An 18,785-nucleotide genomic window follows, 5' to 3' on the forward strand; every position below is an offset into this window, starting at 1 on the left:
AAGCCGTATCTGGTTCGTTTCCAGACCGGCATTATTTGTAACAACGAAATCGCTTTCCTTGTTCCTCCGCAAAAATAGGGGTAAAAAAAATGCGTACAAAGCTTCGGCGCTGTCACTCAATTTTATTTTAACAGACTCACTACATCCTGGGGGAAAAGTTTATCGCTGAGCTCTTCGCAGCCGCCTTGAAGACCACTTTTGAAGGCCTCTGTCTTAGCATGGGGCTCTCCATGGACGCTTCCCTCCGCCTGAAATGAAACCTTTTGCAAAACCTGATCATTCAGTGCCAAGCTGGCTTGCATATGGAAAAGGGATTGAAAGGCTTGTGTTTTGGGCATTTGGGAGGTTGGCGTAGGACCCTCGACTGCCTTCCAGCGGGCTTCTACCTGGAGTACTTGCATAACCAGCCCCTGGGTAGGGGGCAAGTCTACAAAGTATATGGTTCGGAAGTTCTGGGAGAGGGTTGCTGAAAGGGCGTCTTGTAAGGTCATGCGAAATGAGCGAACTTTTAGCTTAGAGGGTCCGTCTGCTGCTATCCATAGCTCATCGCTGATTTCAGATCCTAAAACTACATAAATAGGACTTTCTTTTTTCGTAGGAAAAGGTTTGGCATTAGGGCTGATTACGAAATGGTCGAGTGGTCTACTGCTTCCACAGCCCATGGCGAGAGCCAGGGTTAGTACCATCATAATATGGGCGAAAAATATTTTCATGCCGAGGGGGATTTCCAATAAAGATGAAAAAAACTGTTGAAAAATGAAAGCATGGCTAATCACTCGGTAATGGTTATCTTAGCGCAGAAATGAATGAAGGCCCTTATTTAGAATGTACGGACTCGCAATTTTTGATTTTTTGATCGATTGGTTAAATCAATCGATTACTTTTCTACAGTTTACCACGAGTCCGCTCGAAATCCTTGGCTTTGTTACCGGGGCTATCTGTGTTTATCTGAATACGAGGCAGAATGTTCTGGGGTGGTTCTTTGGCATTGTTAATGCCCTGCTTTATGCTTTGGTATTTTGGCAAGTACAGCTTTACGCCGATATGGGGTTGCAGGGGTACTACTTTCTTACGAGTATCTATGGTTGGTATATGTGGACTTATGGAGGCAAAAGTCACGAAGGCGTCAGGGTCAGCAGGACTCCAATCCGGCTATATGGCCTTTTTGGTATGTTATTCCTGGCCTTTACCCTACTGTGGGGGTACCTGCTGGAGACCTTTACCGACGCCAGTCTGTCGTATGTCGACTCAGGACTGACCATATCCAGCCTGATTGCTCAATGGATGATGGCCCGTAAGTATTTGGAAAACTGGCTCCTTTGGATTGCGGCTGATGCCTGCTATATGGCGATGTACTGGTACAAAGGATTACAACTTACCGCATTGCTATATTTGGTATTCCTAGTCTTAGCAGTAATGGGATACCTGAACTGGAGAAAAGATCTGAGGTTACCATGACATTTAAAGATTAGTCTTTCGCAAGCTTATAACTCTCCAAAAGGAATTTCCTGCTCTTCCAAAAGTGTGCGTATTCTTGGTGTATCCTCCAGAATAATTTTGAGTTCTTTTTTTGCAACACCCTCTTCTTCGTCCATCCACTTCCAATCTTCGGCTGTGGCATCCATTATATCGATAATGGTGAGTACCTTATCTGTAGATTTTTCTTGGGAAAGCCAGTCGTTGGCATTCGAAATGACCAGGATCACTTGTTCCTGGTCTATCCAGTCCAAATCATTTAGCATCTCATCCAAGGCATCAAGGTTAGCTCCACTTTCTTCAGGAAATTGAAGTGCAACAGCGATTGTCTCGAAAAAAGCCTTGGAATGGGTTGCCTTCTTTCCATCCAGCCGGCCAATGAAAGCATTGGGGAAAAAGGTATTAGCTGTATCTGGATTTTTTGTCAATAAAAAATGGGTCTTTTTCATTCCCTAGAATGGTTGCTGGTTTTGAGTTGTATGCTGCGCAAATATAAAATGTTAATCAGAAAGTCGAAGGGATACAGTCAAAGAAATCGAGAATACTCTGCTTTCTAAGCTCCTGATCATGGAATTTCCACGAAAGTTTCATAATGGTCCTGGGTGTACCATGCCCGGAGATTCTTGCTCGTTACGAGGCGCTGGGCCCCTCGGTTTTTTCCAGGCACCTTGGGATTTACATCCCATTCTTTGTACTGCATGGGCCTACCCTGTTGATCCGTAAGTGGAAGGCGCTTTTCAAAATTTCCAAATCGCCGCCCACCTATATAGCCGTCCGGGGCCCGATCGTGGGTGCGTACATACGCCAGCACCTTAAGCACCTTGGAGGGGATGGCAGGGCTGCGCTTGTTGGCTACTATATCTTGTTGGGTTTTGGAAATGCCATTGATCTGTGTATGGTCTGCACTTTTGTCGGAGAAGCAGGCGGAGACCCCGAGTCCTAAAAATAACAGGAGCCAGAAAAAATTGGGAATCGCGATTCTTTTCTTTTTCATACTAGTCAAAATGAAGTTCAAAATTAAAAGGAGGCCATTCATCTCACGAATAAAAAGCAAAGATCATAATATATAAAAACCCCGAAACATATTCATAATACGCTCCGGGGTCTTCTAAAAATCACTTGAAAAATAGGGGTTAAATGAACCAGAGCACTTCGTCCCTAATTCAGAGAAAACATAGGAAGCCGCAGCGCCACCACGTTATTGAACATAAGTTTGCTGATTTTTGGGTCCATAAAGTCAATAAGTGGAAACTCCGAAATAACAGACATCACTTCAAATTCACTCTCCCCCCGAACCACACACCAGAGTTTGGAATAATCATCGGATAGGGCATAGGACATTAGTTGCCCCTGTTCCATCATCTCATTGATCTTCTTCTTCTGGGCTGGTATCTTTCCTGTAAATTCCTCCGACATCACGGCCGGAAGCATTATTTCAACCATGTATTGGCTCATGATACGATAGAGGTTAGGTGAAAAAAATATTACCCTGGCTTTATCTGCTCGCCTTCTAAGTAAAAGGATTCCGGCTTAATAATAGTTCCGAAGCCCTTCAAAGGTGTACATAGATACGAATAAGATTTTATTTTCAAACAATTCCAACTAATTTCTTGTTCGAATTGTCATGCTATAGTACGATAAGTAAAAGATATGTCGGAAGTAGCGTTGACAGAAATATCGGAAGCCATAGATGGTAACTTATTGATTAACCGAACGAAGCACCCCTTAATACTTCGGATGACCTTTGATGAAAAAGAATTGGTAAGAGGTTGTAAACAACGCGACCGACTGGCCCAAAAACAACTTTATGAGGTTTTTGGAGGGAAGTTGTTTGCCATCAGTTTACGATATACTAAAAATAGAACAGATGCTGAAGATGTATTACAAGAGGCTTTTATAAAAATATATGAACATATAGGATCATTCAGAAATGATGCACCCCTGGAATACTGGCTGCGGTCGGTATTGGTTAATACGGCTCTCAATCATCTGAGGAAGCAGAAACCTTGGAAGGAGTTTACAGATTTGGATGGGCATGAGAATGGATTGGCAGACGGAAATGTGACGCTGGGTAATTTTCAGCACGAGCAGCTGCTGGAGATGGTTAGAGAGTTGCCGACCGGTTGCCAGACAATCTTTAACCTCTATGCCATTGAAGGTTATCAACATAACGAGATCGCCGAAAAATTAGGAATATCGGAGGGTACCTCCAAGTCCCAGTATGCCAGGGCGAGAGGACTTCTTCAACAAAAATTAAATAAAGAAAATCGATTGGACAATGAAACCATCCGAAAAAAATAACTTTGAAGCGCAGTGGAAGCGTGCCCTCGAGGACGCTTCGGTACCGCCTCCAAAATCGGTTTGGGACGGTATAGAGACGAGGCTTGATGAGGAAGACCGAAAAATTATTCCTCTTGCTTGGTGGCAAACACCCCGACTCTTGCTAGTTGCTGCGTCTATAGCTGCCCTGCTGGTCGTGGGGGGCGGGGTATGGTACAACAGTCTGGAACCCGATGTGGTAGGTCATGACATAGCCTTGCAGAACAACGATGCCAAGAGAATTGAACAACCTTCAACGAGCATTTCGTCAGAGGCGGTTCCTCAGGCCCCTGCAGATCGGACGGATACCCAGGCGGAAACTTCAAATAAGGATTCCTTTCCAACCAGTGCTATAACCAATGTTCCCCAGCCAGAGCAAGCCTTAGCCCGGCACACACCTACTGCTGAGCAGGTTCCGCAAGCCTTATTAGATAAGAACCTCGCAGATCGTAGGCTCAATACTAAGAATCCAGGAAGGACGGTCCCGGACGACTTACAGGCTGGAAGGAGTTCACTGGCTTTGGGTGAGAAGGGTAGTTCGGGAAATGCGATGCAAAGGCTGGCTGGCGAATCGCCCATGGCAAACCAGCAGAGAGGGGATGCCCTGTTGGCACAGAACCAAAGAGTACTGGAGGCTAGCATGTTAGAAATTAGGCCTGCTAAGGAAGCCGAGGTGCTGATGCAGAAGCGTTATGTATTTTTTAAGCCCGATATGCCCGATGAACCCATACTTCTGGCGAGCTCTGGAAGGGAATATTATGCGGGTATCAGCTTTATGCCGGCTTCTTTCAATCCTAACCTTAAGGTAGTGTCGGCTCCAGAATCCTATAGAAGCATGTCCTATGCTAGTCAGAGTGCAGTGACGGGAGGTAGTAAGTCAGGGGCTTCCTACGCCTTTCAAACGCAAGGAGGGGTAAAGCTGTCCAAACACTGGTCCGTAGAAATGGGAATCAGCTACCTACAAGGCAATTCGGTATATGAAGGCGGCGGCTATCTGTTGAATGCAGCCTCTACCAATCTGTCGGCTAATGTAGTGGAGTCGGCCATTGCTGATGTGAGCAAGTCGTCGGGTGATAAAGTTTATAATTCGCCTAATCATACCTTGACCATGGAGAATACAAATAAAATGTATATCAACATCAGCAAGGATATATCCAATAATTACCGCTATATGCAGCTACCCTTGCAGGCGGGCTATACCCTTAATCCAGAAGGGAAATGGAACTATGCCATACTAGGTGGGGTAATGACGAACTTTTTCCTTAGCAATGAGCTCGAATCGTCAACGGGATCGGTTATCACGACCAAGGCAAGTGATCAGGTTTACCGCTCAGTTAACTTAGCGGCCACCACGGGGCTGCGAATACAATACCAGCTTTCGGAGAAATGGCGGGCTAATCTGACCGGTTCTTACCAGCAGAGCCTGACGCCTGGGTTGCATAGCCACGTAAGCCTGCAGTCGAAACCCAATTTGTATGGCATAGGCTGGGGCGTGCGATATAGTTTCTAAAATGAATTTAGTCTTTGGAGGATGCCTGGGAGAAGACTGCCCATGCCTAGCCATGATATTATTTCTTTTAACCATTTATTAGCCATGAAAACTGAAATCTTAAAACGTATCTCTATCCCTGTTCTAGCCATGGGACTTATGGTGAGTTGTATCAACGATGACCTGCCACCGGGCGGTGATGTAAAGCCGATTGTCATTCCCGAGAAAATTGCTAAAGGGAGCGGTGAGTTTGCCTTTGATTTTTTTAAAAATCTGCAAGCCTCCCAACCCGCTACGGACAATCTTTTTGTATCGCCCCTAAGCCTTCATATGGCGATGGGTATGTTGCTCAATGGTGCCGATGGTCAGACGGCTACAGAAATAAAGAACAGTCTGAAAATGGAGGAAGTAACCCTCAAAGACCTCAATCAGACCTATTATACCTTGTTGCGGGATCTACCTAATGCCGACGGAAGCGTTAAATTAGGACTAGCCAATTCGATGTGGCATAAGCAAGCATTTCAGGTCAAAGCAGATTATAGTAGCACACTAAAACAGGTATTTAAGGCCGATGTTACTGGCCTACCCTTTGATGCCACTGCGGTGGGTAAAATCAATCAATGGGCCTCTGACAAAACCAATAAAAAAATTGAAAAAGTCTTGGATACCATTGAGCCCGATCAGGTGATGTTCTTGCTTAATGCCCTTTATTTTAAGGGTAGCTGGCAAAGTAGATTTGAAACAAAAAATACGGCAGATACACCCTTCAATAAGGAAGATGGGACGAGCAGTCCGTTGAAAATGATGTTCCAGGAAGGAACGTATAAGGCTACATCGAACGATAGCTATAAGGCCCTTCAGCTACCCTATGGGAAGGGTCAGTTCAATATGACCATTATTCTGCCCAATGGGGGGCGTAAGATCGGTGAGGTGATGAATGAGATGACCTTTGCCAAGTGGGAAGCCCTTCAGAACAGTGGGCTAAAGGCCACCAAGGTCAAGGTGGGCCTGCCTAAGTTCACGCTGAAACGAAGTGTGAACCTTAATTCTACGCTCAAGCAAATGGGGATCCAAAAAGTGTTTCAGGAGCTAGCCGATCTCTCCAAAATTAACGATACAGATCCCCTTAAGGTAAGTTTTGTTAAGCAAGATGCCTACCTGGGTTTGGATGAAGAAGGAACGGAGGCCGCTGCCGTCACCACCATCGGGGTGGTTTTGACTAGCGTCGATCCAAATACGATGCAGTTTATCTGTAATCAACCCTTTGGCTTGGTGATTAGTGAAAAGACCTCCAATACCATTTTGTTTATGGGCCGGATCATGAATCCTGCTGCTACGCAATAAGTAGTTTATATGCAGGAAGTAAGAAATTAAAGATTAGAACGCCGGTTTCGGCTGGCGTTTGGGGTGCGTTATCGTTCGGAGGTTTTACTTCCGAACGATTTTGTTTTTAAGAGCCTGTTTCGCAATAAGCCGATAAAAGATTTATCCTAAGGGGGGCTGGAGCGGTGATCAATTTTTATGACGGGCTAGGCTATCCTGTGATGAACTACCCCTGAGCTATTTGCCCTGTATGGCTCAATAAAACCGACGACAAATGCCTTTCTGAATGATCGGCATAAGCTCCGATGTATTTTTTTGATGACATCAGCAGGAGGGGGCGGAACAGTAGGAGCTCTTTTTTAGGGGCTCTAGGCAGGAGAAAGCGTTCCGATGGCCTGTATGGTTTGAGAGGGCATTATTTTTGAAACGGTTCCGTTTCCGTAGGCCTCGATGGCATTGATAAAAATATTATCACCCTTCATATACCAGTTCCTAAATTGAGCGGATTGATCCTTATGTTTCGGTAAATACGCCATGAATAGGGATAAGTCAAAGGTAGTGGCTGCCACACCAGCTCCAGAATTTACACCATCGAGCGCATTACATTCTTGTTCAAAATGCTGTGGTACGGGAACCATCATAACAGGTTTACCCAAATACATGGCTTCACATACTGACTCAAAACCAGCTGTAGTCACCAGTCCTTTGCAGGTTGCCAGAAGCTGCAGGTATTTGGTCGCATCGATTTGGCGAAAAATAAGGTTAGGGTTATGCTGCACGAGTTCTGGAGCCGCGGCATTATCCCAGAAGCACTGAAGTTTTACTTCAGTATGCCGGGCATGCCAGCTGATGATCTGTTTGCTAAGACTATGATGGGTCATATATACCAGAAAAAAGTCCTCGTCTTTGGGTTTTAGTTCTCGTACAGCCTTACGAAGTAGAGGGGGCACCACCATATTCTTTCCGACATTAGCTTGGGGAAAGGATCGGAAAGAGAGTGAAAGTTTCTTTTTACAGAGCCATGATGTCGCTTCCGTATTGAAATTGATTAGCCATCTGTCCACTTTGCTGTTTGGTGGGAAGGTAAAAAGCGGATGCTGTAATAAATATTGATGGGCAATGCAGACCATGGGGATCTTGGTACCGTAACGTAGGTTATACAAGCCCCCATATATTTCATAGAAGTTGATCAGCAGATCAGGTTCCAGGGACTGGATGGTCTGATGTATTTTTCTGAGGCTGCTGAGGTAGCGAGGTAAGGCCGCTAGGTGTGTGCGTAGTGTCCTGGAGAGATTTAGCCCGCCCCCGTCACTATTATAGATAATATTTGGGGCATCATGTAAAAAAACTGGTGCGCCTATTTCTTTTTTGAAAAAGGCAGGCACTGTCCGACCTTCCGACTGCCCAACCAGGGCACCTACCACCTCATGTCCCGCTTCTGTTAAGATTTGTCCCAGTGAAATGGCTTGGGTCAGATGTCCTTTTCCTTCTCCCTGTACTAAAAAAACGATGCGCATTTTCTATCCTAGTCGTTTATTTTGTTTAGGCATTAAACCTGTGAAGGCTACCTGCTTGTCTACTACCCGGAAACCCGTTTCTCTAAATGGGGCATCTACTTCACTCTTGCGCTCATCTTCCAGCACTTCGTTATAATAAAGCAGATTCCAGTTTCCATCATGGTCCTCTACCAAAGCACTAAGGGTCTCTACCCAGTCGCCCGAGTTCATATACATAATCCCATCTATCTCACGAATGGCTGGCTGGTGAATATGCCCGCAGATTATGCCATCGCAACCCCTAGAGCGAGCTAGTTCGGTGAGTTTTTCTTCAAAATCCGACATATAGTTTACAGCAAACTTGACCGATGACTTTATCTTTTGTGATAGTGAGAAATAAGGTAAGCCCCTCCACGATCGGTATTTATTATATTGCTTGTTTACCCATAATAGGAAGGTATAACCTATGTCGCCAAGGTATGCCAGCCATTTTAGGTGTGTGGTGATGGAGTCGAAAACATCTCCATGGGTTACATAGAACCGTTGATCACCTGAGTTAAGAATATAGTCTTTGCGTATCTGAAATAGTTTTCCCAATCGTAAAGGGAGTATCTGGTCAAGAAAATCGTCATGGTTGCCTCGAAGGTATATTACCTTGGTATTGTTCTGTTCAATCATCCGCAGCACCCTTTTGAAAAATAAGGTGTGCTTGCGCTTCCAAACGCCATATTTCTTTAGCTGCCAGGCATCAATAATGTCGCCATTCAGTATGAGTTTTTTACAGCTGTACCTTTTAAGAAAAGCGGTGACCTCTTCGGCCTTCGACCCACTCGTTCCCAGGTGGATATCTGAAATAATGATTGTCCTAAAGTCTGTTTTCTCTGCCATGATACAAATGTTCACTTTTTATATTACCTAGGTGTTACTGGCAGATTATCAGATGGTTAATAAATTGTAGAAAACATTTTAAATCAACTCTGACTTTTATTAATTTGTCATACAAATAGCTCCCTGATATCTTGATTATTTTTATATATTTGAAGCACACATGAGTATACTACCTATGAAGTATTTTTGGACATTTCTAGTTTTAATTTTCGGTCATCAGAGTTTTGGGCAGCAGGTTTATAACCTTCATGAGGTAGAACAGCAGGCAGCTCCCCCAGCAGGTATGGGGCAACTTGAGGAATACCTTCAGGCCAATCTCCAGTTACCAATAGCCTTAGCGGCGAAGGGACTAAATGGTAGGGTATTTGTTCAAGGTATTATTGAGCCCGACGGGAGCATGTCTGATCTTCAGGTGCTGCGGTCTATTGCCCCTGAGGTGGATAAGGAGGTTATGCGAATCCTAAGCTTGTTCAGGGCCTGGAAACCCGCTATGAAAGGAGGAAGTCCTGTCCGGCAGAAACTCGTTTATCCCGCTCAGATACGTACCGAAGCGAACCCGGGATATGATGCCCAAGAAGAAGTGCTGCTGGAATATTTTAATAAAAAACAGGTAGCGACCCAAATAGCATCGGAGATAGAATATCGCAATTATATCCCGGTAGATGCGCTAGGTCATGCAAGAGGGGAGTTGCTTTTCCAAAAAAAGAAAGGCGACCAATGGAAAACTATAGTAACGGTACCTTTTTCTGGTACTGAGACATGGATAAAGTTGGCGGGACCTAAAGGTGCCGACTCGTTGCAGGCTATCGTTACGAGTACTAAAGGAAGCAACGCCAACTCAGTTTATGAAAAAGTCATCCGTACGCCGGAGGGACGAATTATAGCATTTGAGCTATATGAGGGGAATAAATCGATACCTCAAGTAGCACGGTATTATTATGCTCATGGGGGTATCAGGCAGTCATTGCAGCTTGGGGAGTCCATAGGGCAAAAAACTGATTGGTATCCGAACGGACAAATTCGTAGTATTATTCAGTTCGAGCCCGAGAGTGGTAAGGGTCCTACCATCCTTTCAAACTGGGCAGAGGACGGTCGACCCTTGGTTGTCAATGGGGAAGGTTCGGCTATCTTGGCTGGCCTCCCTCGTGAGGGGGCCTGGGTATTCGACTCAGGAATGGTAAAGGATGGAAAGCAGGAAGGGCTCTGGTCGGGGCGTTTGGCTGATAGTACTACGATATATGAGGAAGAATATATTGCAGGGAGTCTGCAAAGTGGAACAGACCATCTTCAGAATTATACCACCTACCTCCAGACGGAAGGTAGCCGCCCACCACAATTTAAAGGTGGTCTGATGGCTATGTATCAATTTATGGCGAATAGTTTTTACTTTCCTGGTACTCGTCCCAAAGGCAGAGTGGTTACTTCTTTTATAGTCCAGCCGGATGGATCTATCAAAGATTTGAAGGTGTTGAAAGGTATTGGCACCGAGGCCGACAAAGAGGCCTTACGTGTCATAGGTCTCATGGATGGGAAGTGGGACCCTGCTCTATATAAGGGACGTTCCATCGCCTCTCCTATGTCTATTCCTGTTAATTTTCAAGCAGAGTAACGAAAGGTCTCAATGAGTAAGTCGGATCATGGAGGCCTATCAGGTCCGTAATCGTCCGACCATAGAGGCTTTGATAGCGGATGAGCCTATTTATTCCTTTACTAGTTTCAGGCTTTTCTCGTAGTTTTCTGCTGATAAGCGGTATAGAAAAATTCCGGCTGGAAGGCTCGTAGCTTCCAGAGGGAAGTTGTGCCATCCTTTTTCAATATGCCCCGCTATGAAGGTATGTATCACCATTCCTTGCCTATTCATCAGTTCTAGTCTGATATTTTGCGGAGATGGAATATATAATCCGATTTTTGTTGAGGTCTGTACCGGGTTAGGGAAGTTTTGCAGGAGCGTAATTTCTTCCGGAAATTCTATAGAAATAGCCTGCGGCTCGGATACACCCGTACACCCAGCCGAATTGGTGCTTCGCAATGTATAATTGCCATCCTGAAAAGCGGTAAGCTTCGTATGCGTTTCTCCTGCTAATTCCTGGCCATCCCGCATCCACTGATAGGCATTCCCATAGCTTGCTGGTGAGGCGAATAGCTGTATAGAATGTTGGTTACGCTGCCCCAGGGCCACTACTGGCTTTTCTTCCTTAGATATTGTAAAAGAAGTACTTTTAGGACTCCAGATTTCTGGATGCTCCAGCACGGTTCTGATGCGGTATGACCCGGTTGCGACGTCTTTAGGGAGAAGGAAAGTATTCTGCCCTGCTTTGGTCCTGACGGGAGGGAGTGTGATAGCGCCTGTTTCAAGACCTGCAAAAGTAGTAGGAATATTTTCTGGCTCTCTGATAAGCTCTAAATGCAGGTTTGCATTCTTGGGCAATGTAGAGTTACTGGTGTGTTCAATTAATACTTGTTCCCCTCCACAATAGCTGGATGGTGGGCTATATCGCTGAATATTATCTTCTTCAAACTGGTGTATGTCCCCACCCGCTGTGAGGATAAGTAGCTTATTTTGAAAGAAAGTAAGATCGAAAGGTTCCCTGAAAAAGGCTAGGCCATCCCGATAGGCAATAATCTGGTTAGGGCTGGCTTTCAGCAGCGCATACTCTACAACCTTACTACCTTCGAAGCGATAACTGGCCATCCATATATTTCCCAAACTATCCAATATGAGCTTTTGGATGGGATAGGAGGATAGTCCGGGTACCTCCTCCCATGCTGCACCTCCACTTCTCAACTTACTAACACCCCAGTCTCCATAGGCGTAGGCATGGCCTGAAAGATCTATTGTCAGTCCTTTCAGACCACGCCATTGATTTAATATTGGTTTTTGATGCCATTTTCCCTGATCATATTGCCATACTCCTCCTTCTTCCATAACGACCCAAATGGTATTGCCTCCTTGGGCAAGCACCAACACCTGGTCGGATTTCAGAATATGCTTTCCATAGAATTGCCATACCCCATTCTGAAAATGAGCCACCCCTCGGGTAGACGTGCCGAAAAACAGATGCTCATTTTCTATAACTACGGCTGAGGAAAGACCGTGGCTGTATAGGTCCTTTGGAGGAGGGTAAGTTTTAAAATGATCACCATTTTTCCAGGTAACCGTATAGTTATGGTCGATGGTATAAGTTTCTCCTTTATTCGTTGCAACGAATCGACGAAGATAGTCTGGAGACTTCCCTTTGGTACTCCTGACTGTAGTAGGTTTCCAGTTCAAGGCATCTGTACTGGAGTAATATCCCCGATTATTGGTAAAGACGTAAAGCTGGTCTTGGGTTTTGAAAAAATAGCAGGGAGAAAAATCGGGCCCATAGGAGCTTGTGGGTAGCGGGCTGGAAGCAACCGAACCAAGATATTGAAATCGTTGATCTTTCCAGCCCGTAAGGAAGCTTGTACTGTCCCACCCGGTGTAGGTTCCAGCTGCATAGCGCATCCTGGTTCTGGCATAATAACGGGTATGCTCCGAAAGAATAGGTTTAAACAATACTTTATTGGTATGATAGTCATGCACTTTATTAATGTCTATGGAATCGGAAAACACGATATTTTTGAAGCTATTATCCGTTGCAATTTCCATGCTCTGTTGGTGGCCTCTCTGGAGTGCTGGTTGGAACAAAGTGGTAGCAATAAGGGGAGTGCTGGTATTTTCTGAGAGCATGTTGCCCTCCCAGAAGCTCCCATTCCATGGATTATTTAGCGTAGTACCCTCGCTCCATTGACTCCAATTAGCATCATTTCCAAGCCGTATCTTAATGGAATACCAGCCGTAGAGTGGCATACTTAGTGGCAGAATAAAAGTTTGCTTCCCATCCCCCTCTATCTGACGGTCATATGTAAAATATTGTTTAGGGTTGTTAAGGTTGAGAATCATTAGCTGGTAACGATCAGCTTCTATATAGGGAGCAAACCACCCCGTAACAAGGCCTTTATTAGTCAGATTTATATTGTTCAGCACTGGCGGCACCGTGTTCGGCGAGAATGGTAGGACAGAGAAGCTGAAGTTTTTTGACCAGAGACTTGTACCACTTACATTAATAATACGATACCGGGCATAATAAGTGCCTGATCCCAGCCCTGTAGACTGATATATGGACTGACCCAGGAGGGTGTCGGTGGCTAACGAGGTAAATTCAGAATTGCGAGCAATCTGTAATTGATATTCCCGGGCTCCATCCGCTGGCTTCCAATGCATAATGGGTCGGTTAGAACTTTTTTCCTGATTGTTTATAATGGTTAGGTCACCTGTCTGAAGTATTCCAATAAGCGGTTTAAGCTTAAAATCAGGATAAATCTTACCCTCAGCTTGGGCGCGCATAATATTTTGGCATAAGGGATGAAACTGCATGATAGAACGGCAATACGACATGATGGTTCCATTGGTATATTCTTTGAAATTGCTCTGGCAGGCATTATCGTCCCCTTCCACGAGTTCGCAATAGTCGATAGGGCCTCCTGGCCAGCTGCAACTATGTGTATGGGGAGAACCTAGGGTATGGCCTAGCTCATGAGCCAGAATATCCACTGACAAGTCTGGGCTACCGGGGCCTGGAAAATTGGAAGTTGCCATTCGGGTTCCTCCATAAAACCATCCACTCCGTACTGATAGACTTATTACAGCATCTCGTACCTCTTTTCTGTTCATGTTCCAGTAAGTAAGCACGTTGGTATAAAAATCCATGTCCGAAGCCAGCATGTAAGGCTCCGGTTTCTTCCAAATTAGAATGGAACTTACCGTTAATTTAATGCGTACATCTCTCTGGAATATCTGGGAAGCCTTCTCTATGAATTCGTTAGCTACAAGTTTGATCTTCGTGGTATCTCCACTATATAATAGATAGGTCTGATAATTGATATCGAGTGCCAGGCGATATTCAAGAAGTTCCTGACTGGCCACCCGAGCCGAGCTTAAGTCGTTCTTGACGGTATAAGTTCTTAAGGTTGCTGCAGTTAAAGCGTCGTCGGTTCCACAGTGGGGAAGAGGAAGTTGGGCGCATGCCCATTCAGATCCCACAATAAGGAATAGGATTAAGCTGACGCATACCCGGATGGTGTTAGCAGCATTCATTTTAAAGGGTCGTTGAGGTAGGATTTACATTTCAGATATAAGTTACGAAATTAGTTAATTAAAATTGAGAGAATTGAGCTATCGGTCAAGTTAATATGATATTTACAGGTAATCATCTAGATGGTTACGTATAAACGTATATTTTAAGTACAAATTATTTGTAGAACAGAGGGCAGTGCTTTCTGCTTTACCTGCCTAATATAGATCCGTAAGGCTAGGTAAGGAGCTGTAGCTCACATTGTATAGGAGTACTAATGGAAAGGAGAGCTGTGCTGCCCTTATCCGGCTCTGTTCACACTGTAAGAAATTCTATAATGTAAAATTTGTTGAGAATTAAGGGAGGCAGAAGGATTCACCTGAACAGATAAATGCCCCCGGGGAGGCATGTGTGAGCAGGCCTCTCCGGGGGCAGATTTACTATTATATTCCAGATTTACTAATTTACTTTTAGGACCTTGAAGTTGCTGTAAGTACCATTGGCATATATGGTTTTTATGATATAGGTTCCTGTAGGAAATGCCCTTACGTCAATTCCGTTTTCAAGGATTTCCTGGCTTTTAGAGGATTGAAAAACGACGGTTCCTTTAACATTATAGATCATTATTCCCTTAAGCTGAGCGGGATCAATAGGTTCTGCCTTAGAATCCATAATTGATAGACGGTCGCTGGTCGGATTGGGGAAAAAGGCCAGTTGAAGGCTATTTTCGCTTAAGCCTACATAAGCAAGCCGACTATAGGTGTAAGTAAAGTCCCTATCAATCATTTTAAGCCGGTAATATTGCTTCCCTGCCCCTGGTTTTGTATCAGTATAGGTGTAGCTTGTAGACACATTTGTAGTGCCTGTGGCCGCAACCGTGGCGATAGGAGACCAATCTTTGGCGTTGGGGCTCCTCTGAATTTCAAAACGATCGGCATTAATTTCCTCAGAGGTTGTCCAGGATAGCTGTACCACATTTTGACTTTCAAGGGCAGCAGTAAATCTTACCAGGGTTACTGGCAAGGCGGTGCTAACATTGGCCTTGGTAAGGTAAGAAGCGGGGCTGTTAGCCGAAGCGGGAATGCTGACCGCCGCAAGATCCTGAAGTGATGAGCCCGGCACTGGAGTTACGCCGGTTGTAAGTGTAGCTGGCAGTGCGCTTTCTTCAGTGGTGGTAGACCAGGCTGAGCCGTCATACTGTGTGACAAAATGGGGATCTGCCGAATCGAAGGGTGGGGTATCATTGGCCACCAAGTGCTGCAAAGCCACGGTAGTGCTGGCTGGGGCGTCAGCATAGACATGCCAGGTGCGTTGTGGGCCTCCAGCCAGTAATGCCTCGTTGGAAGTGCTAGCAGTATAATCCTGAACACTGACATGATAGTTGCCGCTGCCCGTCAGCTGAGCCGGGGTATAGTTCCCATCGGAAATTCCTATGGGGAAGACAAACCCTGCAGATGCGTCCATTTTTACCATATGGCTCTGTATACTATTGTTGGTAATCACCATTCTGTTGGGACGGTAATTGCTGATAGAGGCATTTTCATCGAAGACAAAATCTCCGGTTACGCCCGAAGTCGAGTCCAGCCATACATCTGCTCCGTCGGTATTAAGATTAAAGTCCTTTCCGATTTTAAGGGTACTAGCGGTCAGATCATTGCTCCAGCCAGCTGCGGCCAGGCTTGGATCTAGAGCGACATTTTTAATTTCCATCCCTTGATTATTATCATGAACGATGTTCACATCGATAAAAATATTATTGTTTCCATCGATATTAGTCGCCCCTGCGCTTCCTCCTACGTCAGTGGGGTTATGGAAGACAATGTTTCCCGTTCCGTTGATAATCGCCTGTGGACTGATCCAAACGTATTTACTATATACATTCCAGACACCATCTACGGTAATATTGGCATCGGGGCCTATATAGAGAGTTTCGGCCAAAGATGTTCGGGTGCCTCCTATGTATCGCGATGAGTTTTCGGTGTTACTACTTCCGGGCATTTGGGCAAAAGCCGATGATCCTGCTAGCAAGGCAATACAGGAAAGGAGTATGTGTAATTTCCTTTGCTTCATGATGATGAATAGATTTTGACATGCTGAATAGACATTATTTTTTCTCAAGGAGCTTTTCCAATCTTTCGATTCTAGCTTTTAGTTCCTGATTTTCCTTTACCAATGCCTGAATGGCAATCATGTTTATTCCGTCGAAATCTGCTTGGTTAATGCTGTCGTCGACACCGATATTACCGATATCATCCTTGCCAAATGCGGCATAGAAGTCTTCGGCCATAGGGCCATAATGGCGGAGTTTGGTTTTGTCCTGGCCCTTATAATTCCAAGTGGTCAGTTCCAGGTCCGAAATTTTAGCAAGGACAGCTTTACCATCAACCGGTAGGAAATTTTCTTTTAGGCTTTTGCTTGACATCACGGACCAAGCGTTAGCCCCGGCATCGAGCTTTGCACCGATATTGCTGACGCTTTGAGCCTGGGTCATAAAGCGGAAGCCTCCTTGAAACCGGGCTGTCAACTGATAATCGGCATTGCTGGATACATTATTCCCTAACACCAATGAGTTAGCATGGGTCACGCTGGTAGAATTCCCTATAGAAATGGCATCATTGGCGTCTACTCCGGTACTGGCACCGTTGCCTATTGCCACCGATCTGATTCCAGCGGCTACAGATCCACTTCCAAATGCTGTGGAAGTGATCCCGTTGGCCCGGGTTTGATAGCCAAACGCGGTAGAGAAAAGTCCATTAGCAATTGTTTCTGATCCGAAAGCTGTCGCGGTTTGCCCATTGGCTATTGTTTCAGCCCCAAATGCTGTTGAAGAAACGCCATTGGCACGGGTATCATACCCAAAGGCTGTGCTTCTCATTTCGGTGGCCCGAGATAGATAACCAAAAGCGAATGAAGATTCTCCACTAGCTACTGTTTCATTGCCCATAGCGGTAGCCCTTATGCCGGAGGCCAGAGAATTAAGTCCTAGAGCGGTGGAATTGGCATTAGTCGCTCTACTGTTAAAGCCGAGTGCCGTGGATCTGTCACCTGAGGCTACTGTGCTATAACCCATCGCTATACTGTTGTTTCCGCTAGCTATATTTTCAAAACCACTGGAAATAGAATTAGACCCTGACGATATATTGGAAGTTCCAAATGATGCAGAGTTATCACCTACGACGCCTAGAGGGTTATTTCCTCCCCGTATAGCGCCTTGTACGTGCAAAGTCGCTGCACCGTAAACATTATTGCGGCCTATTGCCACTGTGCCCATTTGGTAAATATTCTGGTTGTTCAGCGTTGCCGAGGCAGTTCCGCCTTGTACATTCCAAGGCTCTACGTAGCTCGAAGAGGACTTGGTGGCTACCCAGCCCGTTCCATCCCAATAATATAGTCCAATACCGCCTGGGATAATAGGATAGTTCGTGGTTCCGGTAATGGAGGGGTTGATGTTATAAACTGTATATCCTCCGCTAGTAGGAGCGGCTCCATTGAGCCCCCAGGTCGTGGTAGCTGCTAGCGAAATGCGTGTGAGGAGTAATGCCCGATTATTGCTCTCTAGGTCTAGTAGAGCACCACTTTTAGGTACACTGGACGTTCCGGTTACAGTTCCGTCTTTAATCTTGTCCTGTGCTAATGCTAAAGGGCCAAATAGTGCCGCTCCAATAAATAAGGGAATAAATTTTTTCATTTTAAATTGATTTAGTGTGGCCTTGTTTAAGTTTAATGATGTGACATACAGTAATGATAGTGCTTCCCTAGCTCCGATTTTTTCGATGTTTATTAATTCGTGTCCTATGGTATCATTTATTAGGCCTTCTTTAAAGTATACCTATACGACTAGGGTACTGACGTAGACTTTGTTTGAAAGTATCGAATTTTTATCCCAAAAAACTTGAATTTATTTGCTAGATCAATAAACTATATTTTGTAGTAGAATAACCTTTTATTTGATTACTATAGTTTATATTTTTTTAGATCAATCATAGTACTGTAAAAATTCTACTAAATACTTTAGGGTTGAATATAAAATTTACTGACAATGAATTTACTGTGATGTCGTCTGATTTTATTCTACTATTACTTGAATTGGTTTGTATATCAGTTGAAATTATTAGCTTTAAGATTTCTGTGAGAACTACTTATATGTAAATAGATGATAATCAAAGTTTTATAAGGGAGATAGGGCATCACATAATGGATTGATTAAGTTTGTATGATGCTGGATGAAAAGCATATTTTAAAATGCACATTTATTTTTTTGAATTTAGACCAACTATAGAAAAATTACTATGAAAGTGATATTTACGTTCTATGGCTGCTATTGTTTAAAATATTTATGGCCAATTACTGCTATAGCAAATGCATAAGGAACATTTTTAATCAGAATAAAGCGGACAGAATCCGTTAAAGGGCCATTTTATTAGCACTGAATTTTTCCTGCGAAATGCTGAGTGGTCTCATATATAAATGTGCTTTAGGTGCTCATCAGGTGTGTACTGTGAAGTTTCATCCACTGTGCTGGAAGTAGTGTATGGAGGCCGTCTATACTATTTCTGTTCCGGCCCCAGCTGTCAATCCGATAGATTCTACTCCCGAATTAGACGGTTAAATATAATTTTAACGAATGGCAAAAAACCGACATCTGACCTATGGGTCCGGAATGGTTAGATTGGCGGATTTAAGATCTTTGTGGTCGGC

Annotated in this window: 14 protein-coding genes; 5 read left to right on the forward strand and 9 right to left on the reverse strand. The window is 44.5% G+C overall.

The window, feature by feature from the left end:
- Positions 1–122 precede the first annotated feature (122 nt).
- Positions 123–713, reverse strand: coding sequence for a hypothetical protein (locus X939_RS0114860; protein ID WP_131694766.1), 591 nt, complete (start codon positions 711–713; stop codon positions 123–125).
- Positions 714–825: 112 nt separating this feature from the next.
- On the opposite strand from X939_RS0114860, the gene pnuC reads away from it, so the two are divergent.
- On the forward strand, positions 826–1,458 hold the full coding sequence (pnuC, locus tag X939_RS0114865) for a nicotinamide riboside transporter PnuC (RefSeq protein WP_044199622.1): 633 nt from the start codon (positions 826–828) through the stop codon (positions 1,456–1,458).
- A 26-nt stretch (positions 1,459–1,484) separates the two neighbouring features.
- Here the strand turns inward: pnuC and X939_RS0114870 are convergent, their stop codons facing one another.
- The 3 genes from X939_RS0114870 to X939_RS0114880 form a co-directional block, all read right to left on the reverse strand.
- Positions 1,485–1,925, reverse strand: a complete 441-nt coding sequence (locus X939_RS0114870) for a barstar family protein (protein WP_025764083.1) — start codon at positions 1,923–1,925, stop codon at positions 1,485–1,487.
- Positions 1,926–2,041: 116 nt separating this feature from the next.
- Positions 2,042–2,470, reverse strand: coding sequence for a ribonuclease domain-containing protein (locus X939_RS0114875; RefSeq protein WP_131694765.1), 429 nt, complete (start codon positions 2,468–2,470; stop codon positions 2,042–2,044).
- A 164-nt stretch (positions 2,471–2,634) separates the two neighbouring features.
- Entirely contained in the window at positions 2,635–2,931 is a 297-nt protein-coding gene (locus tag X939_RS0114880; RefSeq protein ID WP_025764085.1) for a muconolactone Delta-isomerase family protein, read from the reverse strand.
- 282 nt (positions 2,932–3,213) lie between these two features.
- Between X939_RS0114880 and X939_RS0114885 the strand changes: the two genes are divergently transcribed.
- The 3 genes from X939_RS0114885 (at position 3,214) to X939_RS0114895 (ending at position 6,628) form a co-directional block, all read left to right on the forward strand.
- Entirely contained in the window at positions 3,214–3,777 is a 564-nt protein-coding gene (locus X939_RS0114885; protein ID WP_025764086.1) for an RNA polymerase sigma factor, read from the forward strand.
- Entirely contained in the window at positions 3,755–5,305 is a 1,551-nt protein-coding gene (locus tag X939_RS0114890; protein WP_025764087.1) for a hypothetical protein, read from the forward strand. Before X939_RS0114885 ends, X939_RS0114890 begins: the two co-directional genes overlap by 23 nt.
- Positions 5,306–5,389: 84 nt before the next feature.
- Entirely contained in the window at positions 5,390–6,628 is a 1,239-nt protein-coding gene (locus X939_RS0114895; RefSeq protein WP_044199665.1) for a serpin family protein, read from the forward strand.
- Between the two features lie 347 nt (positions 6,629–6,975).
- On the opposite strand, the gene X939_RS0114900 is transcribed toward X939_RS0114895, so the two are convergent.
- Complete coding sequence (locus tag X939_RS0114900; RefSeq protein WP_025764089.1) at positions 6,976–8,124, reverse strand: glycosyltransferase family protein; 1,149 nt, start codon at positions 8,122–8,124, stop codon at positions 6,976–6,978.
- 3 nt (positions 8,125–8,127) lie between these two features.
- A complete protein-coding gene (locus X939_RS0114905) occupies positions 8,128–8,991 on the reverse strand; it encodes a UDP-2,3-diacylglucosamine diphosphatase (RefSeq protein ID WP_025764090.1) in 864 nt (287 codons plus the stop codon).
- Between the two features lie 160 nt (positions 8,992–9,151).
- On the opposite strand from X939_RS0114905, the gene X939_RS0114910 reads away from it, so the two are divergent.
- Positions 9,152–10,600 (forward strand): energy transducer TonB, encoded by a 1,449-nt coding sequence (locus X939_RS0114910; RefSeq protein WP_084299491.1) that lies wholly within the window; start codon positions 9,152–9,154, stop codon positions 10,598–10,600.
- Between the two features lie 90 nt (positions 10,601–10,690).
- Here X939_RS0114910 and X939_RS0114915 read toward each other — a convergent pair whose 3' ends face one another.
- The 3 genes from X939_RS0114915 to X939_RS23130 all read right to left on the reverse strand — a co-directional run bounded on the left by X939_RS0114915 (position 10,691) and on the right by X939_RS23130 (position 17,775).
- The gene (locus X939_RS0114915) at positions 10,691–14,110 is read right to left on the reverse strand and encodes a zinc-dependent metalloprotease (RefSeq protein WP_025764093.1); all 3,420 of its coding nucleotides are present in this window, start codon (positions 14,108–14,110) and stop codon (positions 10,691–10,693) included.
- A gap of 436 nt (positions 14,111–14,546) precedes the next feature.
- The gene (locus tag X939_RS23125) at positions 14,547–16,157 is read right to left on the reverse strand and encodes a T9SS type A sorting domain-containing protein (protein ID WP_025764094.1); all 1,611 of its coding nucleotides are present in this window, start codon (positions 16,155–16,157) and stop codon (positions 14,547–14,549) included.
- Between the two features lie 34 nt (positions 16,158–16,191).
- Positions 16,192–17,775 (reverse strand): phage tail-like protein, encoded by a 1,584-nt coding sequence (locus X939_RS23130; RefSeq protein ID WP_025764095.1) that lies wholly within the window; start codon positions 17,773–17,775, stop codon positions 16,192–16,194.
- Positions 17,776–18,785: the final 1,010 nt, after the last annotated feature.

The sequence above is a fragment of the Dyadobacter tibetensis Y620-1 genome, from assembly GCF_000566685.1.
In the GTDB taxonomy this organism is placed as follows: domain Bacteria; phylum Bacteroidota; class Bacteroidia; order Cytophagales; family Spirosomataceae; genus Dyadobacter; species Dyadobacter tibetensis.